The 22918-nt window shown below is 72.8% G+C and carries 18 protein-coding genes; 13 read left to right on the top strand and 5 right to left on the bottom strand.

Going from position 1 to position 22918, the window contains the following annotated elements:
* Nucleotides 1-21 precede the first annotated feature (21 nt).
* From DRV96_RS11750 to DRV96_RS11730, 5 genes are all read right to left on the bottom strand, one after another.
* Nucleotides 22-1227 carry an ABC transporter permease gene (locus tag DRV96_RS11750; protein WP_119291244.1) on the bottom strand — a complete coding sequence of 402 codons (1206 nt, stop codon included), beginning with the start codon at nucleotides 1225-1227 and terminating at the stop codon, nucleotides 22-24.
* On the bottom strand, nucleotides 1224-1868 hold the full coding sequence (locus DRV96_RS11745) for an ABC transporter ATP-binding protein (RefSeq protein WP_119291241.1): 645 nt from the start codon (nucleotides 1866-1868) through the stop codon (nucleotides 1224-1226). Before DRV96_RS11745 ends, DRV96_RS11750 begins: the two co-directional genes overlap by 4 nt.
* An 11-nt stretch (nucleotides 1869-1879) precedes the next feature.
* Nucleotides 1880-2410: a peptide-methionine (S)-S-oxide reductase MsrA gene (gene msrA, locus DRV96_RS11740; protein WP_119291238.1), complete on the bottom strand. Its 531-nt coding sequence runs from the start codon at nucleotides 2408-2410 to the stop codon at nucleotides 1880-1882.
* A 28-nt stretch (nucleotides 2411-2438) separates the two neighbouring features.
* On the bottom strand, nucleotides 2439-6296 hold the full coding sequence (locus tag DRV96_RS11735) for a DUF748 domain-containing protein (RefSeq protein ID WP_119291235.1): 3858 nt from the start codon (nucleotides 6294-6296) through the stop codon (nucleotides 2439-2441).
* Between the two features lie 309 nt (nucleotides 6297-6605).
* The gene (locus DRV96_RS11730) at nucleotides 6606-8168 is read right to left on the bottom strand and encodes a UbiD family decarboxylase (RefSeq protein ID WP_119291234.1); all 1563 of its coding nucleotides are present in this window, start codon (nucleotides 8166-8168) and stop codon (nucleotides 6606-6608) included.
* A 255-nt stretch (nucleotides 8169-8423) separates the two neighbouring features.
* Between DRV96_RS11730 and DRV96_RS11725 the strand changes: the two genes are divergently transcribed.
* The 13 genes from DRV96_RS11725 (at nucleotide 8424) to prsT (ending at nucleotide 22192) form a co-directional block, all read left to right on the top strand.
* Nucleotides 8424-9341: a lytic transglycosylase domain-containing protein gene (locus DRV96_RS11725; protein WP_119291325.1), complete on the top strand. Its 918-nt coding sequence runs from the start codon at nucleotides 8424-8426 to the stop codon at nucleotides 9339-9341.
* Between the two features lie 293 nt (nucleotides 9342-9634).
* Nucleotides 9635-10885: a serine hydroxymethyltransferase gene (glyA, locus tag DRV96_RS11720; RefSeq protein WP_119291232.1), complete on the top strand. Its 1251-nt coding sequence runs from the start codon at nucleotides 9635-9637 to the stop codon at nucleotides 10883-10885.
* A gap of 16 nt (nucleotides 10886-10901) precedes the next feature.
* The gene (gene nrdR, locus DRV96_RS11715; RefSeq protein WP_119291230.1) at nucleotides 10902-11345 is read left to right on the top strand and encodes a transcriptional regulator NrdR; all 444 of its coding nucleotides are present in this window, start codon (nucleotides 10902-10904) and stop codon (nucleotides 11343-11345) included.
* Nucleotides 11346-11551: 206 nt separating this feature from the next.
* On the top strand, nucleotides 11552-12100 hold the full coding sequence (locus DRV96_RS11710) for a pilus assembly FimT family protein (RefSeq protein ID WP_119291228.1): 549 nt from the start codon (nucleotides 11552-11554) through the stop codon (nucleotides 12098-12100).
* A 108-nt stretch (nucleotides 12101-12208) separates the two neighbouring features.
* Nucleotides 12209-12700, top strand: coding sequence for a type IV pilin protein (locus DRV96_RS11705; RefSeq protein WP_119291226.1), 492 nt, complete (start codon nucleotides 12209-12211; stop codon nucleotides 12698-12700).
* Nucleotides 12700-13278: a GspH/FimT family pseudopilin gene (locus DRV96_RS11700; RefSeq protein ID WP_119291224.1), complete on the top strand. Its 579-nt coding sequence runs from the start codon at nucleotides 12700-12702 to the stop codon at nucleotides 13276-13278. The genes DRV96_RS11705 and DRV96_RS11700 overlap by 1 nt, the downstream gene beginning before the upstream one ends.
* Nucleotides 13269-14003 carry a PilW family protein gene (locus DRV96_RS11695; protein WP_119291222.1) on the top strand — a complete coding sequence of 245 codons (735 nt, stop codon included), beginning with the start codon at nucleotides 13269-13271 and terminating at the stop codon, nucleotides 14001-14003. The genes DRV96_RS11700 and DRV96_RS11695 overlap by 10 nt, the downstream gene beginning before the upstream one ends.
* Before the next feature lie 4 nt (nucleotides 14004-14007).
* On the top strand, nucleotides 14008-15342 hold the full coding sequence (locus DRV96_RS11690; protein ID WP_119291220.1) for a pilus assembly PilX family protein: 1335 nt from the start codon (nucleotides 14008-14010) through the stop codon (nucleotides 15340-15342).
* A gap of 2 nt (nucleotides 15343-15344) precedes the next feature.
* Nucleotides 15345-16493, top strand: coding sequence for a type IV pilus modification PilV family protein (locus DRV96_RS11685; protein ID WP_119291218.1), 1149 nt, complete (start codon nucleotides 15345-15347; stop codon nucleotides 16491-16493).
* 40 nt (nucleotides 16494-16533) lie between these two features.
* Nucleotides 16534-17643, top strand: coding sequence for a bifunctional diaminohydroxyphosphoribosylaminopyrimidine deaminase/5-amino-6-(5-phosphoribosylamino)uracil reductase RibD (gene ribD, locus DRV96_RS11680; protein WP_119291215.1), 1110 nt, complete (start codon nucleotides 16534-16536; stop codon nucleotides 17641-17643).
* A 149-nt stretch (nucleotides 17644-17792) separates the two neighbouring features.
* Nucleotides 17793-18626 (top strand): PEP-CTERM sorting domain-containing protein, encoded by an 834-nt coding sequence (locus DRV96_RS11675; RefSeq protein ID WP_162911027.1) that lies wholly within the window; start codon nucleotides 17793-17795, stop codon nucleotides 18624-18626.
* Nucleotides 18627-18657: 31 nt separating this feature from the next.
* On the top strand, nucleotides 18658-19275 hold the full coding sequence (locus DRV96_RS11670) for a riboflavin synthase (protein ID WP_119291211.1): 618 nt from the start codon (nucleotides 18658-18660) through the stop codon (nucleotides 19273-19275).
* Nucleotides 19276-19372: 97 nt separating this feature from the next.
* Complete coding sequence (prsT, locus tag DRV96_RS11665) at nucleotides 19373-22192, top strand: XrtA/PEP-CTERM system TPR-repeat protein PrsT (RefSeq protein ID WP_235823372.1); 2820 nt, start codon at nucleotides 19373-19375, stop codon at nucleotides 22190-22192.
* The last annotated feature ends 726 nt before the right edge of the window (nucleotides 22193-22918 follow it).

Below are 22918 nucleotides of genomic sequence, written 5' to 3'. Positions count from 1 at the left end.
TCGACGAACTCCCCTGTTCCTTCATCGTGCCGCTTGCAGCAGCGTCGTCACGTCCAGCGTCGCGGCACGCCGCGCCGGCCACGCCGCCGCGATCCACGCGAGCGCGAACGCGGCGATCACGAGCACGGCCTCGGCAGCGCTGAACCACGTGCCGGTGACCGCCAGCGAACGCTCGGCGGCCAGATACCAGCCTGGCAAATGTGTCAAGCCGTGGCCCAGCGCCAGGCCACCGGCGACGCCGAGCGCCGCGAGCCACGACGCCTCGGCCGCGACCAGCGCCGCGACGCGCGCCGGCGGGGCGCCCAGCATGCGCAGCATCGCGAGGTCGCCCTCGCGCTCGCGCACCGCGTGCGTCAGCGCGACGAACACCGACAGCGCCGCCACCAGCACCATCAGCGCGCCGAAGCCGCGCAGCACCTCGGTGCCGGCGCCCACCAGCCGCAGCAGCCGCGCCGACTCTACCGCCGGCGCCGCCGCCTGCAGCCCGGCCTGCGCGTTGACCCAGCGTGGCAGCGTGGCTGCCGCCAGCGGCGAGCGGTAGCCCACCAGCAGCAGCGTGACCTCGCGCTCGGCTTCGAGCACGGCGCGGTCGGTCTCGTCGGTCGCGGTGTCGTCCTCGTGCACCTGCCACACCGACTCGAGCGCGGTCAGCACGAGGCGGTCGAGCACGCAGCCGCAGCGCGCGAGCACGCCGGCCACGGTGTATGGCGTGCCGTCGTGCGCGTGGCCGTCGCGGCCGAGACCGTGCTGGCCGGCGAAGGTCGCGCCTGGCGCGAGGCCGGTGGCCGCGGCGACGTCGGCACCGAGCACCGCCTGCATCGGCGCGTCCCATGCACGTCCACGCGCGAGCGTCGCGCCGTACAGCGCGAGGTAGTCGGGCGTCGTGCCGACGATGCGAAAGCCCTGCACGCTGTCGCCGAGCGAGAGCGGGATCACGCGCTCGACGAGCGGATGCGCGCGCAGCGTCTGCACCGCCGCCAGCGGGATGTTGCCGGTCGGCACGTCGAGGTGGAACACGCCCGACAGGATCAGCTGCAGCGGGCTGCCCTTGGCGCCGACGACGAGATCGATGCCGGCCAGGTCGCGCTGCACGGCGCGCTCGACCTGTTCGCTCACGAGCAGCACGAACGTGATCGCGCCCAGTCCGAGCGCCAGCAGCGCGAGGTTCAGCGCCGCGGCCAGCGGCCGCGCCCACAGGTAGCGCCACGCGAGCGCGGCCAGGCTCACGCGTGCGCCTCCAGCCGCAGTTCGACGGCGTCGGGCAGCGCGGCGGCCACGCGTGCGTCGTGCGTGGCGACGACCAGCGTCGCGCCCTGCTCGGCCGCGCCCTCGGCGAGCAGCGCGACGACCTCGCGCGCGTGGTCGTCGTCGAGGCTGGCGGTGGGCTCGTCGGCCAGCAGCAGCCGCGGGCGGCGCAGCAGCGCCCGCGCGAGCGCGACGCGCTGTGCCTGGCCGACGCTCAACTCGCGCGGCCGCCCCGCACCCAGCCCCGCGAGGCCGAGCCGGCGCATCAGCGCGTCGATGCGCGCGCGGTCGACCGCTTCGCCGGCGGCCACGTACGGCAGCGCGAGGTTGTGCGCGACGTCGAGCGCCTCGCTCAGGTGCAGCCGCTGCGGCACGAAGCCCAGGTGCGCGCCGCGCCACGCGTCGCGCTGGCGCGCGCTCATCGCGAGCAAGTCGGCGCCGGCGGCGACGACGCGGCCCGCCGTGGGCGTGAGCAGCGCAGCGACGATCGCCAGCCACGTCGACTTGCCGCTGCCCGAGGGCCCGCGCAGCAGCACGCGCGCGCCCTGCGGCACGTCGAGGTCGGGAAAGGCGATCGCCGGCCCGCCGCGGTAGGCGTGGCGCAGCCCGTGCACCGCGAGCATCGGTCGCGCTTTCAGCCGCGCACGCGCGCGGCGAACTGGCGCCGGAACTTGTCGACCTTCGGTGCGACGACGAACGCGCAGTAGCCCTGGTGCGGGTGCTTCGCGAAGTAGTGCTGGTGGTACTCCTCGGCGCGCCAGTAGTTGGCCACCGGCAGCAGCTCGGTCACGACACGCCCGCCGTGCGCGGCGTCGACCTCGGCCAGCACCTCGCGCGCGACCGCCTCCTGCGCCGCGTCGTGCACGTAGATGCCCGAGCGGTACTGCGGCCCGACGTCGTTGCCCTGGCGGTCGCGCGTCGTCGGGTCGTGGATCGCGAAGAAGATCTCGAGGATCTCGCGCAGCGAGATGCGCTGGGGGTCGAAAGTCACGCGCACGACTTCGGCGTGGCCCGTGGTGCCGGTGCACACCTGCTCGTAGGTCGGGCGCACGACGTGCCCGTTGCTGTAGCCCGACTCGACGGCGAGCACGCCGTCGACCTGCTCGTAGACCGCCTCCAGGCACCAGAAGCAGCCCCCGGCCAGCGTGATCGTCTCGGTCGTCATCGTCGTCGTTCCTGCGCGGCGCATTGGGTCAGCGCAGCGCGAGCGAAAGTTCCGCGCGCGGCGTCCACGGTGCGGTCTCGCCCGCCGCGTCGGCCGCGCCATCGGCGGCGCCATCGGCCGCCGGATCGCCCGCCGCGGTGCCCGCCGCGCCGGCCGGCGCCGCGGCGCCGCCGGCGCGCAGCTTCGGCGCACCGAGGAACAGGCGGTCGGGCTCCATCCCGCGCGCGACCAGCGCCTCGCGCACCGCCAGCCCGCGCTGCAGCGCGAGCTCGCGCGCGGCATTGTCGTCGACGGGGATCGCGGCCAGCAGGCGCGCCTCCATCTCGGCCAGCGGGATCGCCTTCGGCAGCCCGAGCACGTTGCGCGGCTTGTCGGGCAGCGGCGTCTCGCGGTACAGGCGCGCGATGAGGGCCTCGCGCGCCTGGCCCGTCAGCGGCGGCAGCGGCGCGTCGGCCGCCGCGCCGGCGCGCAGCGCGTCCTTGCGCTGCTCGGCCACGAGACGCGCCTGCAGCGCAGTGCGGCGGATCGCGTCGCGCTCGAGTTCGCGGTCGGCGCTGCCGGCCACCGTCATGCGCAGCGCCGGGCGATCGGCCATCGCCTTGGCGACGCGGTCGAGCACGTCGGCGGCCGACGGCGCGAACGCGGAGGTGCCGGCGACGAATTCGACGCGGCTGAGCTCGGGGCCGCCGCCGCCGGCAAAGACCGCGAACGGCGCCGTGACGACCTTGACGATCAGGTTGCCGACGATGCGCCATACCAGCCCCCAGATGCTGAACTGCGGGTCGTTGATGCTGCCGCGGATCGGCAGGTTGATGTCGACGACGCCGTTGCGGTCCGACAGCAGCGCGAGCGCGAACTTGATCGGCAGCTTGGTGGCCAGCGGCGAGTCGACCTTCTCGCCGAAGGTCAGCTGGTTGAGGATGACCTGGTTGCGCGCCTCGAGGCGACCGTCGGGGTCGATGCGGTAGGCCACGTCGACGCTCAACTTGCCGCGCTCGATCGTGTAGCCGGCGTACTTGCCGGCGTACGGCGACAGCGGTGCGAGCTCGAGCCCGGTGGCGCGCGCCTGGATGTCGAGCGCGAGCGGGTCGGCGCTGGGGTTGAGCGCGCCGCGGATCTCGAGATCGGCGGTGCCGGCCGCCTTGCCGCGCAGCTCGAGCGCGGCCATCTCGCGCGTGCCGCTGCGAAACGCGCCGAGGCGGCCGTTCAGCGCGGTCAACTCGGCGTGGTAGTTCGGGCGGATGAAGCGGTCGGTGAAGTCGACGCGGCCGTTGACGAACTGCACGCCGCCGACGGCGAGGTCGAACGGCCACGACGCACCGAACCCCGCCGAAGCAGCCGCAGCGCTCGGTGCCGCATCCGAAGCGGGCGCGGCAGGAGGCGGTGCCGCATCCGGCGCCGCACCGCCCGGCGCCGCGGGCGCGGGGGTGGGCGCGCCGCCCGCTGCGCGCGCGCCGGCGACGTCGCGCAGGTTGAAGCGGCCCTGCTCGTCGAGCAGCAGCCGCGTGTCGAAGTCCGACCACACGACCTCGCCGAGTTCGATCGAAGGCCGCCCGCCGGCGGGGACCTCGACGGCCACCTGCCGCAGCGCCAGCGACTGCCAGCCGATCAGCTCGCTGCCGGTGCGCGCGTCGCTGCCACGCGTGTGCACGCGCACGTCGCCGAGCGCGCCGTCGCCGCGCACCGACACGGCCCAGCCCTGCGGCGCCTGCCGCACGTCGAGCGGTCCGCGCCAGCTCGCCTGCGCGCGCACGACGTCGACGTCGAGCGCGGTGCCGACGTAGGGCATGAACGCGTGCAGCGGCAAGCGCTCGGCGTCGAGCGTGCCGGTGAAGCCCAGCGGCTGCACGCGCGCGCGGCCGCGCAGGTCCAGACGCCCCTCGGTGCGCGTGGCGGTGGCGTCGTCGGCGGCCGTCGCGGCCGCCGCCGTTTCGATGCGCGTGGCCAGCTGCACGCGCGCCGCGGGCGCCTGCGGCCCCTGCGGCCACTGGAAGTCGCGCACGTCGGCGCGCAAGCCGCGCAGCTCGAAGGCGACCGCCGCGGGGGCCGCCGCGCCAGTGGGCGCGGCGGCCGCGGGCGGCGCCGGGCGCTCGTCGGCGAATTGCAGCCGGCCGCCGTCGATGCGCAGCTGCGCGGCCTGCAGCTGCCACGGCGCCTGGCCCGCGCCGGCCGCGGCGGACCCACCGGCCGCGTCGGCCCCGCTGGCGCCGGCGGCGGTGAACCACTGCAGCACGTTCCAGCGGCCCTGCGCGTCGCGACGCAGCCGCGCGCTCGGCTGCGTCAGCGTCAGTTGCGCCAGGCGCACGCGCCGCGCGCGCAGGTCGACGGTGGCGTCGGCGACCTCGAGCCGCCGCCACGCGGCGGCCGGCTCGCCGCGCGGCGCGTCGCGCACACGCAAGCCGTCGACGGCGGCCGACGGCAGCGCCACGACGAGCGCCGGCGCGTCGCCGCCGGCCCACTCGAGCGCGAGCTGCCCGGCCAGCCGTCCCTCGACGCGTGGCGTGAGCGCCGCTGCCAGATACGGCGCGACGCGCTGCAGCTCCAGCGGCTGCACGTCGACGCGCACGCGCGCGCGCTCAGCCGTGAACTCGCCCTCGCCGCTGACCGTCGTCGCCGCCGCCCCGCCCGCGTCGACGGGGCCGGCGATGCTGAACTGCAGCGGCACCGGCGCCGTCGTCGGCCACGCCAGCGGACCGACCGCGGCCGTGATCGGTGCGAACTGCCAGTCGACCGCCGGCCGCACCGCGGCGTCGCGCCAGCGCAGCCGCGCGTCGTCCAGTTCGACGCGCTCGACGGCCACCTGCCACGGCGACGCCGCGGGCGGCGGGGACGTCGAGGCGGCGCTCGGCGAGGCGGTGCCCCACGCGGGCACCACCAGTTCGCCGCGCGCGTCACGCCCGAGCTCGAGCTGCAGCCCCCGCAGCGCAACGCCGCCGAGTTGGACGCGCCGCTGCAGCGGCTGCACGTCGGCAAGCGCGACCTCGAGTGCAGCCCAGCGCACGCGCGGCGCCAGCGTCGCGTCGCCGCTCACGACGCCTTCGAGCGCGACGTCGCGCGCCGTCGCCTGGCCGCTGAGCGTCACGCGCGGCTGCCGGTCGGCACCGACCTCGAAGTCGATCTGAACCTCACCGGCCAGCCGTGCCGAGCGCAGTGCGAACGGCCAGTCGCGCGGCAGGTACGGCAGGTACGGCGCGAGGTCGAGGTCGCCGATGCGCAGCGTCATGCGCGTGCGCCGGTGGGGCGCGAACGGCGTCGACACGCCGCCGGTGTCGAACGCGGCGCCGTTGAGGACGAACGCGAGCCGCGGCTCGACGTCGATGTCGGCGTCCAGCGGCAGACTCGACAGGAACGGCAGCCCGAGGTCGAAGGCACGCACGTCGTGCACCACGCCGGCGCCTTCGTCGGCGACGTGCAGTTCGCCATCGCCGACGCGGATGTTGTGCAGCGCGAACTTCGGCGGCGCGTCGGCGGCTGGCGCCGCACCGGCGTCGGCCGCGGCCAGCCGGGCGCGGATGTCGTCGACGTCGGTCGAGCCGTCGGTGCGCACGCGAAGCCGCAGCCGCGGCGCCTCGACGGTGAGCCGATCGAGCACCGGCGCGCCGGCCCACAGCGAGCGCCAGCGCGCATCGACCGCCAAGCGCCGCAGCTCGAGCTGCGGCGGTTGTGTCGCGTCGCGCGCGGCGACGCGCACGTCACCAAAATCGACCGACAGACGCCACAGCGACGTCTCGACACGGCCGATCGTCACCTCGCGGCCGAGCAGCGCCGACAGCCGCTGCTGCGCCTGCGACTGCACCAGCGCGGGCAGTCCCCAGACGACGGCCGCCGTCACGGCGGCCGCGAACACCGCCGCCGATGCCAGCCAGACCCTGATGCGACGACTCACGCGGTCAGTGTAGTGGCGCCGGCGAGCGCCCCCGGCGGGCGGCCGCCGGGGCAGGCGACGCAGAGGGCAACACCGATCAAGCGCGGCCCAGAAAAAGGAAACCCCTCCGCGCCGAAGCGGGGAGGGGCTGGCGGCTGACGCCGCCGATTCGGGGATCCGGAGAGATGTGGTCCGGGGCCCCTGGGGGGCAGAAGACTGCCTCCACCTGAAGGCCTGCCCGCGGCAGGCGGGTAAACCTTACCGCCGCCGCCAGCAGCGGGCAAGCCCGATCGGCAGGTGCAGCGCGAAATTCGATCTATCGCGACCGGCTCAGCGCTTGGCCGGCTGCATCAGGTCGTCGAACAGGCCGGCCACGCGCGCCTCGACGGCCGCGTCCATCGCGATCGGCCGTCCCCACTCGCGGCTCGTCTCGCCGGGCCACTTGTTCGTCGCGTCGAATCCGACCTTGCCGCCGAGCCCCGACACCGGCGACGCGAAGTCGAGGTAGTCGATCGGCGTCGAGTCGACGAGCGTCGTGTCGCGCACCGGGTCCATGCGCGTCGTGATCGCCCACACGACTTCCTTCCAGTCGCGGATGTCGACGTCGTCGTCGGTCACGACGATGAACTTCGTGTACATGAACTGGCGCAGGAAGCTCCACAGGCCGAACATCACGCGCTTGGCGTGGCCGGGGTAGCTCTTGCGGATGCTGATGACGGCCAGCCGGTAGCTGCAGCCCTCGGGCGGCAGGTAGAAGTCGACGATCTCCGGAAACTGCTTTTGCAGGATCGGCACGAACACTTCGTTCAGTGCGACGCCGAGCACCGCCGGCTCGTCGGGCGGCTTGCCGGTGTAGGTGGAGTGGTAGATCGGCTCGCGCCGGTGCGTGAGGCGCTCGATGCGAAACACCGGGAACCAGTCCTGCTCGTTGTAGTAGCCGGTGTGGTCGCCGAACGGCCCTTCGAGCGCGTGCCAGTAGCCGCCGATTTCCTTCATCGGCACGCCGTGCTCGCTGGTGGCGGTGGCCCCCGGCTCGGCCGGCGGGATGTGGCCCTCGAGCACGAACTCGGCGCTGGCCGGTACGTCGAGTCTCGTGTCGCCCTCGCCGACCGACGACGCGACGACTTCGGTGCGTCCGCCGCGCAGCAGACCTGCGAACTGGTACTCCGACAGCGTGTCGGGCACCGGCGTCACCGCGCCGAGGATCGTCGCCGGGTCGGCGCCGAGCGCGACGGCGATCGGGAACGGCCGCCCGGGGTTCGCGCGCGCGAAGTCGCGGAAGTCGAGCGCGCCGCCGCGGTGCGCGAGCCAGCGCATGATGACCTCGCGCCGGCCGATGACTTGCTGGCGGTAGATGCCCAGGTTCTGCCGCCGCCTCGGGTTCGGTACCGACTGCGGCCCGCGCGTGATCACGAGCCCCCATGTGATCAGCGGCCCGGCGTCGCCGGGCCAACACCACTGCACCGGGATCTGCCCCAAGTCGACGTCGGCGCCGTCGAGCACGACCTCCTGGCACGGGGCCGAGCGGACGTTGGCGGGCTTCATGTCCCACAGCGCCTTGGCCATCTGCAGCAGGCGGCCAGCGTCCTTCAGACCCTTCGGCGGCTCGGGCTCCTTCAGGCTCGCCAGGACGCGTCCGACGTCGCGCAGGTCGGCGAGGCTGTGCGCGCCCATGCCGCGCGCCACCCGTTCGGGGGTGCCGAAGAGGTTGCCGAGCACCGGCGTCGTGTAACCGTCGGGCCGCTCGAACAGCAGCGCCGGCCCGCCGGCGCGCAGTACGCGGTCGCACAAAGCCGTCATTTCGAGGCGCGTTGACACCACGTTGGCGACGCGACGCAGCTCACCAGCCGCCTCGAGCTGCCCGATGAAGTCGCGCAGGTCGCGGTACTTCATGCCTTTCGAGAATTAAATTATGTTTCTTTATGCTTGACCGGTTATTTTTGGCGTTCCTAGAATCCGCCCAACCCGAATCGATAAGGGTTTACCCGTCGCCGCCGCAAGTTGGGACGCCGACGACGGACGCTGCAGCGCAGGCCATGCGCGCCGCTGCAGGCTGCACCGAGGTGCAGCAAACCATTATCGCCACCGCATCGCGGCCGTCTGCCGACGACCGCCTCCGCAGCGGTGACTTGAAGAAAGGAGCGTGTGATGAGCGTTCGCGATATCGCACACAAGGCCCGCGAAGGCGCGTCGGTGTTCTTGCGCGACGTCGGCCACGGGCTGCTCGAAGTCGGCCACAACGGGCTGGCACTGCTGGGCTTCACGGTGCTGCTGGCCGCGGTGTTCGCCGTCGGGCACGACGACCTGCGCCACCGCGCCGAGGTCGCCGCGCTGGACTGGCTGCAGTCGCGGCAGGAAGCGCGCATCGACGCCGACGCCGACCTCACGGTCGCGCTGGCCGAGCCGACGGCGGTCGAACGCGCCACGGCGACCGACCCCGGCGCCCTCGACCGCCAGCAGGCGGCCGTCGCGCAGTGGATCTCGCGCCGCTACCGCGTCGCGCTCGAACCGGTGAGCCGTCTGGTGCAGGAGGCCTGGCACCTGGGCGAGCGCGCCGGGCTCGACCCGACGCTGATCCTCGCCGTGGTGGCCATCGAGTCGCGCTTCAACCCTTTCGCGCAAAGCCCGGTCGGTGCACAGGGTCTGATGCAGGTGATGACGCGCGTGCACACCGACAAGTACGAGCCCTTCGGCGGCGCACACGCCGCGTTCGACCCGGTGGCCAACCTGCGCGTGGGCGTGCAGGTGCTCAAGGAATACGTCGCGCGCAGCGGAAGCGTCGAGGACGGGCTGCGCTGGTACGTCGGCGCGGCCAACCTCGACAGCGACGGTGGCTACGTCGGCAAGGTGCTCGGCGAGCAGAGCAAGCTCGCGCAGGTCGCGCAGGGCAAGTCGCTGTCGCCGTTCACGCCGCTGCGCCCGCAGCCGCCGGCCACGCCGGTGGCCGCGCCAGAGGCGCCGGCCGATGACGGTGCGCCCGACGCCGCGCACCCGGCCACCGCGGCCCCGGCGCCCGCGCCGGCGTCGGACGGCCCGCAGGGCTGGCCCAAGCTCGCGATGAACTGAAAGCCGCCGGACGCGCGCAGCCACGCGGCGTCCGAGACGCGTCCGATACACTTTCGCCCTCTGCGCGACTGGCGATAGGCGCGCCCTCCCTGCGGCCCGCGGGCCGGGGTCGGCGCCCGAGGTGGACGACCACCGGGAAGCGCGGGCCGCCGTGCCACCGCCTGCGGTGCCGCGGCGGCGTGTGCCGTTCGCCTGGGCAGCCCTCGCCCCGCGCCGCCACGGCGGCTGTGCGCGGTGCGCGAAGGCCCTTCACTCCGACGCCTTGCGTGACTGTCCACGAGAAGGGAACTGCCATGTTCGACCGCACCCACCACACCCTCGCCGCCATCGATCCCGAGATCTGGGCCGCGATCGAGGCCGAGAACCGCCGCCAGGAAGAGCACATCGAGCTGATCGCCAGCGAGAACTACACCAGCCCCGCCGTGATGGCCGCGCAGGGCTCGCAGCTGACCAACAAGTACGCCGAGGGTTACCCCGGCAAGCGCTACTACGGCGGCTGCGAGAACGTCGACGTCGTCGAGACGCTGGCCATCGAGCGCTGCAAGCAGCTGTTCGGCGCGAACTTCGCCAACGTGCAGCCCAACTCGGGCAGCCAGGCCAACCAGGCCGTGTTCTTCGGCCTGCTGCAGCCCGGCGACACGATCATGGGCATGAGCCTGGCCGAGGGCGGGCACCTGACGCACGGCATGCCGCTGAACATGAGCGGCAAGTGGTTCAAGGTCGTGAGCTACGGGCTCGACGCCAACGAGGCGATCGACTACGACGCGATGGAGCGCCTGGCGCACGAGCACAAACCGAAGCTGATCATCGCCGGCGCGAGCGCCTACAGCCTGCGCATCGACTTCGAGCGCTTCGCGAGGGTCGCAAAGGCCGTCGGCGCCTACTTCATGGTCGACATGGCGCACTACGCGGGGCTGATCGCCGCTGGCGTCTACCCGAACCCGGTGCCGCACGCCGACGTCGTCACCAGCACGACGCACAAGAGCCTGCGCGGGCCGCGCGGCGGCATCATCGTGATGAACGACGAGGCCATCGCGAAGAAGGTCAACAGCGCGATCTTCCCCGGCATCCAGGGCGGGCCGCTGATGCACGTGATCGCCGGCAAGGCGGTCGCGTTCAAGGAAGCGCTGTCGCCCGAGTTCAAGGCCTACCAGCAGCAGGTCGTCGCCAATGCCAGGGTGATGGCCGACACGCTGATCGAGCGCGGGCTGCGCATCGTCAGCGGCCGCACCGAGAGCCACGTGATGCTCGTCGACCTGCGCGCGAAGGGCCTGACCGGCAAGGAGGCCGAGGCCATCCTCGGGGCCGCGCACATCACCTGCAACAAGAATGGCATCCCGAACGACCCGCAAAAGCCGATGGTCACGAGCGGCATCCGCCTGGGCACCCCGGCGATGACGACGCGCGGCTTCAAGGAGGAGCAGGCGCGCCTGACGGCGCACCTGATCGCCGACGTGCTCGACCGCCCGCACGACGAGGCCAACATCGCCGCGGTGCGCGCGAAGGTCGCGGCGCTGACGCGCGATTTCCCGGTGTACCGGTAATCCGACCCGGGGCCCCATGCGCTGCCCCTTCTGCGGCCACGAGGAGACACAGGTCGTCGAGACGCGCGACACCGACGAGGGTGGCGTCACGCGCCGGCGCCGGCGCTGCCTGAAGTGCGACAAGCGCTTCACGACCTACGAGCGGCCCGAGCTCGCGCTGCCCACCGTCGTCAAGAAAGACGGCTCGCGCGTCGACTTCGACCCGGCCAAGCTGCGCGCGTCGATGCAGCTTGCGCTGCGCAAGCGCCCGGTGAGCACCGAGCAGATCGACGCCGCGCTCGAGCGCATCCAGGACCGCCTGCTCGCCAGCGGCGCGCGCGAGGTGCCCTCCAGCCGCCTCGGCGAGCTCGTGATGCGCGAGCTCAAGCGCATCGACAAGGTGGCCTACGTGCGCTTCGCCAGCGTCTATCGCAGCTTCGAAGACGTCGACGAGTTCCGCCAGCTGATCCGCGACATCTGACGCGGTCCCGGCGCCCGCTGCCGCGCGCGCCCACCGGCAGGCCAACGGCACGGCGTGTCGGCTGGCGCTGCGCCGCGCTGCGGCGTGCCGTCCCCCCGTTCTGACGCCCTCCTCGTTCCCCCCGCGCCTCCCACCGGCGCGGGACGCGCCGGGCGCGGCCGGTTCCTACAGTGACGCCATCGTCCACGCGTCACCCGCCGCCCGCCATGCACACCGCGCCGCACCCCACCGCCCGCCGCCAGCGCGGCATCACGCTGGTCGAATCGACGACCGTGCTCGCCGTCGCGGCCGTCGTCGTCGGCATCGCGGTGCCGTCGTTCGACCAGATGCGCCAGCGCCAGCACCTCGAAGGCATCGCGCTGCAGTTCGAGACCGACGTGCACCACGCGCGCAGCGTCGCGGTCGCACGCCAGCAGACGGTGCGCATCAGCTTCGCCAGCGACGCCGCGGCGAGCTGCTACGTGCTGCACACCGGCGCGGCCAGCGCCTGCCACTGCGGCGCCGACGGCGCACCGGTGTGCGGCGCGGGCGCCGAGCCGCTGCGCACGGTGCGGCTCGACGCGGCGCGCGAGGCGCGGCTGACCGCCAACGTTGCGTCGATGGTCTTCGACCCGGTGCGCGGCACCGTGACGCCCACCGGCACCGTCACCGTGGCCACCGCCAACGGCCGCGCGCTGAAGCAGACCGTCAACATCATGGGCCGCGTGCGCTCGTGCTCGCCCGACGGCGCCGTGCCCGGCTACCGCGCCTGCTGAACGTCGCGACGCACTGCCAAGCGCCTGCCGACGAGCGGTCAGGAACGGAGGACGAACGGCGGCCGCGTCCCGGTGCCTCACCGCCGGCTTCCTGCTAAGGTGTGAACGATGTCACGGCAAGTATCCGGGTCGTTGGGAAGGCACCGGCGGGCTGGTTTCACGCTGGTCGAGCTGCTTATCGCCGTCGTCGTGGTCGGCATCCTGGCCGCGGTGGCGCTGCCGTCGTTCGTCGACTCGGTGCGCAAGAGCCGCCGCACCGACGCCTTCGCCGCGCTGTCCGCGGTGCAGCAGGCGCAGGAGCGCTGGCGCAGCAACCGCGCCGCGTACGCGTCGTCGCTCACCGCGGCGGCCACCGACGACCCGCCCGGCCTCGGCCTGCTGGGCACCAGCGCCAAGGGCTACTACACGCTGGCGATCTCCGACGCGACGGCCACCGGCTACACCGTCACCGCGACGGCCAACGAAGGCACGACGCAAGCCGGCGACGGCAGCTGCCAGCGCCTGCGCGTGCGCGTGGCCGGCGGCAACATCTTCTACGGCTCGGCGGGTGCCACGGGCGACTTCGACGAGTCGGCGGGCAACCGCTGCTGGGCGCGGTGATGAAGACGCCGCGCGGGTTCACGCTCGTCGAACTGATGGTCGTCCTGGCCGTGCTCGGCGTCATCGTGGTGCTGGCGGCGCCGTCGCTGCGCGACTTCATCCTCACCCAGCGCCTGAAGAGCATCAACGCCCAGCTGGTCACCGACCTGCAGTTCGCGCGCAGCGAGGCCATCGCGCGGCGAACCTGGGTGCGCGTGGCGTTCCGCTCGAACAGCAGCGTGACCTGCTACACGCTGTACACCACCGTCAACAACGTCAACAGCGTGCGCTGCAACTGCCTGCTCGGTGCCGGCGCCGCCTGCGGGACCAACGCCACCGAGATCAAGACCGTGCAGGTGCCGGCCCGGCTGTCGGTGCGCGTCACGCCTGCGCAGGCCGATACCGCGTTCGCGTTTGACCACATCACCAATTCGATCGCGCGCATCCCGCTGGACAACGTCTCGCAGCCGGTCAACCGCTTCATGGTCGATGCGTCGATCGATTCGAGCCGCGTGCTGCGCACCATCGTCAACCGCGCCGGACGCACCTCGGTGTGCAGCCCGCCGGGGTCGACGCTGTCGGAGCCGCCATGCACGTGATGCACACCCGTCGGCACCGCGCTGCGGCGCCCGGGCTGGCGCGGCAGCGTGGTCTCACGCTCGTCGAGCTGATGGTGGGCATTGCGGTGGGCCTGTTCATCGTTGCTGCCGCCGCGATGCTGGTGGCCACCCAGCTCAACGACAACCGCCGTCTGCTGCTGGAAACCCAACTGCAGCAGGACCTGCGCGCCGCGGCCGAGATCATCACGCGTGAACTGCGCCGTGCCGGTCACTGGACACTGTCGGAGCGCCTGGTGTGGACGGCTGCCGGCCCGAACGAGAACAACCCCTTCGCCGAGGTCAGCCCCACGGACGAGGAAGCGACGCAGGCGTCGTTTCGCTACATGCGGCGCCCCGGCGAGGAGGGCCCCTTCGGGTTCCGGCTCGCCACCGTCGGCAGCGGCAGCGCCGCGCGCGGCGTCGTGCAGACGCTGCTGGCCGGCGGCGGCTGGCAGGACTTGACCGACAGCCTCGTGCTCGACGTGACGACGTTTTCCGTGACTCCGCGCCACGGCCCGCCGCTGCCGATCGCGTGTGCGCGCCTGTGTGCCGACGGCAGCACCGACTGCTGGCCGACGCTGACGGTGCGCGAGTTCGTCGTCGACATCGTCGCGCGCTCGGTGCGCGACCCCCTCGTCGAGCGCCGCCTCACCACCGTCGTGCGGCCACGCAACGACCTCGTCGAGTTCCGCACCGGCGTCGCCCACCAGGCTTGCCCCGGCTGACCCCATGCGCCACGCCGCTTCCATCACCACTGCGCGCCCCAGCGCCGCCCGCCAGCGCGGCGCAGCGACGCTCGTCGTCGTGATGGCGCTGCTGTTCGTCGTCGCGCTGACGGCGGCCTACACCGCGCGCAACCTCGTCTTCGAGCAGCGCACGGCCGCCAACCAGTACCGCTCGACGCAGGCCATCGAGGCCGCCGAGGCCGGCATCGAGTGGGCCATCGGGCAGCTCAACAGCGGGCGCATCGACGAGTTCTGCCGCCCGCACGACGACGCCGGCGCCACCCCGCTGCCCACGAGCTTTCGCCAGCGCTACCTCGCGATCGACGCCGCCACCAGCGCGATCACGGTGCGCACGAGGTCCGACGGCGGCGTGCTCGCGGCCGGCTGCGTGTTCGACGCCGATGCCGACCCGCCGTCGTGGCGCTGCAGCTGCCCGCTCGACGGCCCGGTCGATCTGACACCACCCACCGGCGCCGACGCGGCCCCGGCGTTTCGCGTGCGCTTCGTCAACGTGCCGAGCCGCCCCGGCGTCGTGCGCGTCGAGGCCAACGGCTGCACGCGCCTGGACGATGCGTGCCTGGCCTTCCCGGCGCAGGCGGTCGGTGGCGAAAGCCGCGCGACCGTCTCGACCCTCGTCGCGTTGAAGAGCGCGCTCGTCACCCCCCCGGCAGCGGCCGTCACGGTGCGACGCACGATCGGCGGCGCGTCCGCGCTCGAGGCGTACAACGCCGACGCGGCGTCGGGTGGCCTCACGCTGCACGTCGGCGTCGGCATCGACGAGGCCCCCGCGGCGATCGCCGGGCCGGCGGGCATGCCACCCGAGCGCACCCAGCTTCTCGGCGACGCCGCGATGGCGGCGCTGACGCCCGAGCGCATGTTCGTCTCGGTGTTCGGCATGTTCCGCTCGACGTACCGCGAGCAGCCTGCCGCGTTGCGTCTGGACTGCGCCAGCGGCTGCGGCCGCGCAATGCTGGCCGATGCCGTGCGGCTGAATCCCGGGCGCCTGCTGTGGATCGACGGCACCGCCGACCTCGACACCAGCGGCGCGATCGGCGCGGCCGATGAGCCCGCGCTGCTGGTCTTCAACGGCGACGTCGTCGTGCGCGCCGGCAGCGACGTGCGGCTGCACGGTCTGGCGCACTTCGTCAACGCCGGTGGCGGCTCGGCCTGGGACGGCGACGGGCGCCTCGTCGTCGTCGGCGGCCTCGTCGCCGAAGGCGACTGGACCCTCACCGGCGCCGGTCGCACGGTGGTCGCCTACGACGGCGCCGCGCTCGCGCGGCTGCGCACGACGCACGGCTCGTTCGTGCGCGTGCCCGGCAGCTGGAAGGACTTCTGACGATGGCACGGCAGCGCCAGCTCGGCATCTCGCTCGTCGAAGCGCTCGTCGCGCTGGCGGTGATGGCCTTCGGCCTGGTGGCCTACGTCGGCGTGCAAAGCGCGCTGCGCGCCAACGGCGACATCGCGCGCCAGCGCGCCGAAGCCACGCGCATCGCCCAGGAAGCCATCGAGTCGTGGCGCGCGTTCACCGCGATGCACGCCGACCCCGACCACCCCGAGTTCGTCACGTACGACGCCGTCGCGACGCAGCCGAGCGAGACCGTCGAAGGGCTCAACGCCACCTACACCGTCGCGCGCTTCGTGCTCGACGACGCGCCGCTCAACGCCAAGACCCTGGTCGTCGACGTCGACTGGCGCGACCGCAACGACGAGCCGCAGCGCGTGCGGCTGGCCACTGCGATCGCCGCGGTGCCGCCCGAGCTGGCCGGCACGCTGAGCGTGCGCGGCGCCGGCAACCCCGGGCGGCTGCCCGCTGGCCGCCACCCGGCCATCCCGCTCGATGCGGTGCCGATCGAAGGCGGCCGCAGCCGCCTGCAGTTCGAACAGCCCGACGGCGGCACGGTGGCCCTCGTCTTCAACGACCTGACCGGCGCGATCACGACGGTGTGCAGCCCCGCGAGCGTCTGCACCGCCGTCGACGCGCTGCTGCTCGCAGGCCACGTGCGCTATGCGACGACGTCCACCGCCCCCACGGCGGCGGATGCCGAAGTGCCGCCGAGCCCCGTCGACCCGCTGGTCGGCGTCACGCTGCAGCGCACCGCACCGTCGGCGCGCACCGTGACCTGCTTCGTGCAGCGCCGCACGACCGACCTGCGCTACCTGTGCGCGGTGCCGGTGGCCACCGAAGGCGATGGCGCGCTGCGCTGGTCGGGCCGGTCGCAGCTGACGGGCCTGCCGCTGGCCGCGAACCGCGACGACGCCAGCGCAGCGCGCTACCGCGTGTGCCGCTACACCACGCAGCGCTCGCACGAGACGCTGCCCAACGACCAGCACCCGCTGGACTACAGCAACGTCACGGCGCCGCTGGCCAACCAGAACTTCCTCGTGATCCGCGCCGGCGACGGCACGCTCGCCTTCGACTGCCCCGACGACGACCCGGCCACCGAGTTCGTCAACGGCCGCACCTGGCACCACCAGCCGCCGAACTGAGCCTCGCCGGCGGGTGCAGCCCCGCCCGTAGACTGCGCGCATGCTCAGCGACGTCGACCGCCAGCACCTGCAGCGCGCGCTCGCGCTCGCGCACCAAAGCATCGGCCTGAGCGACCCCAACCCGCGCGTGGGTTGCGTGATCGTCGGCAACGGTTGGCAGGCCGAAGGCTTCACGCAGGCGGCCGGCCAGGCGCACGCCGAGGTGATGGCGCTGCGCGCCGCGCGCGCGGCCGGGCGCGACCTGCGCGGCAGCACCGTCTACGTGACGCTCGAGCCCTGCGCTCACTTCGGGCGCACGCCGCCGTGCTGCGACGCGCTGGTCGAGGCGGGCGTCGGCCGCGTCGTCGTGGCCGTCGGCGACCCGAACCCCAAGGTCGCCGGCCAGGGCATCGCCCGGCTGCGCGCCGCGGGCATCGCGGTGGAGATGGCCGACGACGACCTCGCCAGCGCGTCGCGCGAGCTGAACATCGGGTTCTTCTCGCGCATGGAGCGCGGGCGGCCGTGGGTACGCGTCAAGATCGCCGCCTCGCTCGACGGGCGCACCGCGCTGCCCGACGGGCGCAGCCAGTGGATCACCGGCGAGACGGCGCGCACCGACGGCCACGCGTGGCGCAAGCGCGCCGGCGCCGTGCTCACTGGCATCGGCACCGTGCTCGCCGACGACCCGCGGCTCGACGTGCGGCGGGCACCCACCCACCTACAGCCGCTGCGCGTCGTGCTGGATTCGGCGCTGCGCACGCCGCCGGCTGCACGGCTGATCGCACCGCCCGGGCGCGCGCTGATCGTCGCCGGCACCGCGGCGGCGCCACGCGCGCCGCAGCTGCGCGATGCCGGCGCCGAGGTGTTGCTGCTGCCGCCCGGGGCCGACGGCCGCGTCGACCTGGTCACTGCGCTCGCACTGCTGGACCAGCGCGAGGTCAACGAAATCCACGTCGAAGCCGGCCCCACGCTGCACGGCGCACTGCTCGAAGCGGGTCTGGCCGACGAACTGCTCGTCTACCTCGCGCCGCGCCTGCTCGGCCCCGGCCGCGAGATGGCCACGCTGCCAGCAGCCGCATCGCCCGCAGGCCGCATCGCGCTGCGGCTGCACGAAGCCAGCGCCTGCGGCGACGACCTGCGGCTGAGGTACCGGCTGCGGGCATCGGGCTGAGCGCCGCGAAGCGGCCGGCGCCCGAGGGTCGGGAAATTTGACATCTTCACGATGTCAAGGCGGCAAGTCCTTGATTTCTAGGGATGTCTGCGCGGGCGTGCAACTTGCTTGCCTCTGGGCCCGCGACGAAAACGAATCACTGGCACCCCATGAAGAACACGATCCGAGGACTGATGCACGTGCTGGGCTGCGCGGCTCTGACACTGGTGACGATGGGCGCCGTGCATGCGACGCCGACGGTCTACAGCGGGACGGTTGCCGACGGCGACAAGCCGCTGACGGACTTCGGCGATGCCGGGCAAGCCCGTAAGGATTTCCTTGGGAAGCTGGCGAATGGATCGGTACGTACGGAAGGGTTTGAGCAACTCTCACTCGGCCAGTACGCAGACGACAAGGAAGTTGCCCTGTTTAAGGTTAAGGATAAGGACGCGGACGCGGCTTCACTGAAAGGCGCCGGCGAAGTCAAGAGCGATCCCTACGGCCCCTCCAATAACGGATCGCAGGGCGAATACTTTGGCCGCTTCAACACCACCGAGGGCGGCGGGCAGTGGTGGGAAACCTCGACCCCGTTCTCGATCACATTCACGAGCCCCGTCTCCGCGTTCGGCTTCTACCTGACCGACCTCGGCGACTTCGACGGCACCCTGTGGTTGCTGCTGTACGCCAGCGCAAATGACGACACTCCCTCCGCCCAACTCGCGATCGACGCGCCGCAAGACGCCGCGAACGGCTCGCTGACGTTCTTCGGATTCATCGATGACAAGGGCCAGTACGCCCGCATCGGGTTCGACATCGCTCAACCCACCTGTAACCTAGGCAATGCGTGCCCCGAGGATTTCATCGGTTTCGACGACCTGACTTTCGGTGCGCTGCGTCAGGACGAACCGCCGATCAACGGCGCCCCCGAGCCCGCATCGCTGGCGCTGCTGGCGCTGGCGCTGCTGGCGCTGGCGTGGAGTTCGCGCTTCCGTCGCTCGCGCTGAGCCTGCGCCGCCGTCCTGCGACAATGCCGGCATGTTCACCGGCATCGTCACCGCCGTCGGCCGCATCGTCGATTCTGCCCCGCTGGGCACCGAGCGCGAACACGGCCGCCGGCTCACGGTCGAGACGCCGGCCGGCTACCTCGCCGACGTCGCCGTGGGCGACAGCATCGCGCTCAACGGCGCGTGCATGACGGCCACGTCGCTCGACACGACGGCGTCGCGCTTCACCGTCGACGTCTCGGCCGAGAGCCTGGCGCGCACCGCCGGTCTCGGGCAGACCGGCCCGGTCAACCTCGAGAAGGCGCTGCGCGCGAACGACCGGCTGGGCGGCCACCTGGTCAGCGGCCACGTCGACGGCATCGGCACCGTCACGCACTTCGCCCCCGTGGGCGAGTCGTGGGAACTGCGCGTGCTGGCGCCGAAGGAGCTGGCGCGCTTCGTCGCGTACAAGGGCTCGATCACCGTCAACGGCGTGAGCCTGACCGTCAACCGCGTCGACGACCGGCCCGACGGCTGCGAGTTCAGCATCAACCTGATCCCGCACACGGTCGCCCACACGACGCTCGGCACGCTGGCCGCCGGTGCGCGCGTGAACCTGGAAGTCGACCTGATCGCGCGCTACGTCGAGCGCATGCTGCGCCCGGCGTGACGACACCCCCGATTCGCGGGGCAGGCGCGGGCAGTTTGGCACGCCGGCCGGCGCCGCCGGGATCTTCCGGGCTGCGACGCGGGTCTCGACGGCTACGATGACGGCCGTGAAGTCAAGATTTCCGACACCGGCACTGCGAGCGCTCGCGTTGGCCGCGCTCGTGGCCGGCGCCCCCCTCGCCCACGCCGCCGTCGACACGCGCGCGTCGCGCTACTACGAGGACGCGCTCGCGCGCTACGAGAAGAAGGACCTCGCCGGCGCGATCATCCAGCTGAAGAACGCGCTGCAGATCGACAAGAACTTGCTGCCGGTGCAGGTGCTGCTCGGGCGCGCCTTGCTTGACAGCGGTGACGTGGTCCAGGCCGAGGTGGCCTTCAGCGAGGCATTGCGGCTTGGCGTCAACCGCGCCGAAGTCGTCGTGCCGCTGGCGCAGGCGCTCGTCGGCCAGGGCAAGCCCGATGCGGTGCTCAACGACCACCGATTCGCGCTCGACGGGCTGCCGCGAACCACGCAGTACCGGCTGCTGCTGCTGCGCGCCGGGGCGGCGGCCGAGATGGCCGACATGCGCACGGCGCTGAAGGCGGTCGACGACGCGCGCGCCATCGACGCCACCGACGCCGGAAGCTGGATCGCCGAAGTGCCGATCCGCATCCGCTCGCGCCAGCTGCGGGAGGCGCTGGCTGCCGCCGACCGCGCCGTGGCGCTGGCGCCGCGGCTCGCCGATGCGCACTACGCGCGCGGCGAGGCGCTGCACGTGGTGCCCGACCTGCGCGCCGCACTGGCCAGCTACGACAAGGCGATCGAGCTCGACCCCGGCTACGTCGCCGCGCGCGTCGCGCGAGCCGGCATCTACGTCGACCAGAATCGCCTCGACGCCGCGCAGCGTGACATTGCCGAAGTCGACAAGTCCGGCGGCGCGGACCCGCGCGTGTTGTTTCTCAAGGCGGTCGTCGCTGAGCGCCAAGGCCGGGCGGCCGACGCGCGCGCCGCACTCAACGAGGTGACCGCGTTGGTCGACCGCGTGCCGTCGCAGTTCCTGCGCTACCGGCCGCAGACGCAGATGCTCGGCGGCCTGGCGCACTACGGTCTGGGCCAGCGCGAGAAGGCACGCCCCTATCTGGAAGGCGTGCTGCGTTCGCACCCCGGCAGCCCGGTCGCCAAGGTGCTGGCCAGCCTCTACATCGCCGATCGCAACCCCGACGGCGCGATCGACGTGCTGGGCAAGTACACGCGCGCCAACCCGGGCGACGCGCAGGCCTTGGTGCTGCTGGCCAGCGCGCACATGGCGCAGGGTCGCCACGGCCGCGCGACCCAGATCCTGCAGGACGCGCTGAAGCAGGCGGACCAGCCGCAGCTGCGCACCGCGCTCGGCCTGAGCCTGGTCGGCGGTGCGCGCTTCGGCGACGCGATCAAGGAGTTCGAGGCCGCCTTCGCGAAGGACCCGAAGTCGCTGCCCGCCGGATACGCGCTGGCCTCGATGTACGTGTACGCCGGCCAGGGCCGGCCGGCCGTGCGCGTGGCCGAAGCGGTGAACAAGGCACACCCCGGCAATGCCGGGGTGCTGGCGCTGCTCGGTTCGGCACGGCGGCTCGCCGGCGACTCGGCCGGTGCGCGCAGCGCGCTGCAAGCGGCGGTCGAAACCGACGCGTCGCTCGTTGCCGCCCACCTCGGGCTGGCACGGCTGGAGATCGACGCCGGTGCGCTGCCGCGCGCGCGCGAACACCTCGACCGGGCACTGAAGCTCGATGCCAACAACACCCAGGCGCTGATGACACTGGCCGAGGTGGCCGAGCGCGCCGGCCAGTTGGCCGACGCACAGCGCTGGCTGACCCGTGCCGACGAAGTGGCCGGACCGAGCAGCGCCGCGCCGGCGCTGGCCCTGGTCGACTTTCACCTGCGGCATCGGCAACTCGACGCGGCGCGCGAGGCCGTGGCCAGCGCGATCGGCAAGGCGCCCGAGGCGGCGCCGACCTCACTGGCCGCCGCCCGGGTCGCGCTGGCGCGCGGCGAGGCCGCGGCCGCGCGCAGCCACCTGCAGCGCGCTGCGACGTCGGCGGGCTACAACGTGCCGCTGCTCAGGCAGATTGCGGCGCTGCAGCTGCAGGCCGGTGCACCGCAGGCGGCGGCGCACAGCCTGGACAAGGCGCTCGACGAGCGGCCCGATGACATCCCGTTGTTGGTACTGCGCACCGCAGCCGACATTCAGCTCGGCAACCTGGCGGCGGCCGAACAGCGCGCCCGTCGCGTCCTGGCGAGCCAGCCGCGCTCGGGGCTGGGGCACGCGCTGCTCGGCGACGTCGCTGCCGCTCGAGGCCAGCGCGATGCGGCACTCGCGGCCTACCGACAGTCGCACGAACTCGAGCGCAGCTCGGCCAGCCTGATGCGCGTCTTCGCTGCGATGGCACCGCGCGACACCGCCGGTGCCATGCGGCTTGCCGAGCAGTGGCTGGCCAGTCATCCGGGCGACGCCGTGGTCTGGCGCGCGCTGGCCGACACGCAGATCAACGCCGGCCAGCTCGCCGCCGCCCGACGCAGCTACGAGGCGCTGCTGAAGCTCAGGCCCGATGACGCCGACGCGATCAACAACCTCGCCAACATCCTCGTGCAGCAAAACGACCCCGGCGCGCTGCCGATGGCCGAGCGCGCGCTGGCGGTGGCGCCCGCAGCCCCGCACATCGTCGGCACCGTCGGCTGGGCCGCGTTCAAGGCGGGACAGACCGACCGCGCGCTGCAGCTGCTGCGCGACGCGCGGCTGCGCGATCCGTCCAACGGCGACACGCGCTTCTTCCTCGGCAGCGTGCTCGCGAGCCTCGGGCGCGACGCCGAGGCGCGGGAGGAACTCAATGCGGCGCTGGCCGCCGGCACCGGCAGCCAGCACCGGGCGAAAGCCCAGCAGCTGCTGGCAAGGCTGAAGTAGCGGTGAGCCCCCGCCGCGACCCGGTGCCAGCACGTCCAGCGGCCGCTTTCGAGTCGGCGGCCGGCTGGCCACGGGGGCTTCTCGTCGCGGGGCTGGCCGCGATGCCACGCGAAGCCCCGGATCACGGGGGTGTCTGGATCTGTCGGCCCGGCTTACACTCCGTCACGCCTGATCGGGATTCGAACTGCAAGTTGATGTCAGGCAAACACTTTTCATCGTGGCCCGCTGATTGCTTGAAGCTGCAAAAGCCCGCTCTTGCGGCGAGCACCGCGATCCAGAAGGATTCCATCATGCCGAGCTTGCGCCTTGTCTTCGCCGCCCTCGTGATCGGCTCTGCGTTCGCCGCCCCGGCGATGGCTCAGACCAAGACCTGGAGCTTCGGTGATGCCACGTCGCCCGGCTCATGCTCGATCAACAACGGTTCGTACGGCAACCTGGCCAGCTGCACTCAGCAACCGGCCGGGACGGTCACCGACTTGACCGTGCGTGCCTACAGCTCGACGGGCACTGGGACCGTCTATGAGACAGCAGCGCTGAACCTAAATCCGGCAGTTACCCCGTCGCTGGCAGGCCAGCCGCGGGTCGTGGTGGGCCGACGATCGGGGCTATGCGGTCGCTGACGTAGCGCAGCAGGCAGCCCCAGCGGTCGAGGTCCTTGAACTGCTCCGCAGCTGACCGAACGTGCTGCAAGGCCGCGCCGATGTTGGCGATCAGCCGCTTGAGCAT

It is taken from the genome of Azohydromonas sediminis, assembly GCF_003574675.1.
Classification (GTDB): Bacteria; Pseudomonadota; Gammaproteobacteria; order Burkholderiales; family Burkholderiaceae_C; genus Calidifontimicrobium; species Calidifontimicrobium sediminis.
This window is presented reverse-complemented; position numbering and strand designations above follow the sequence as displayed.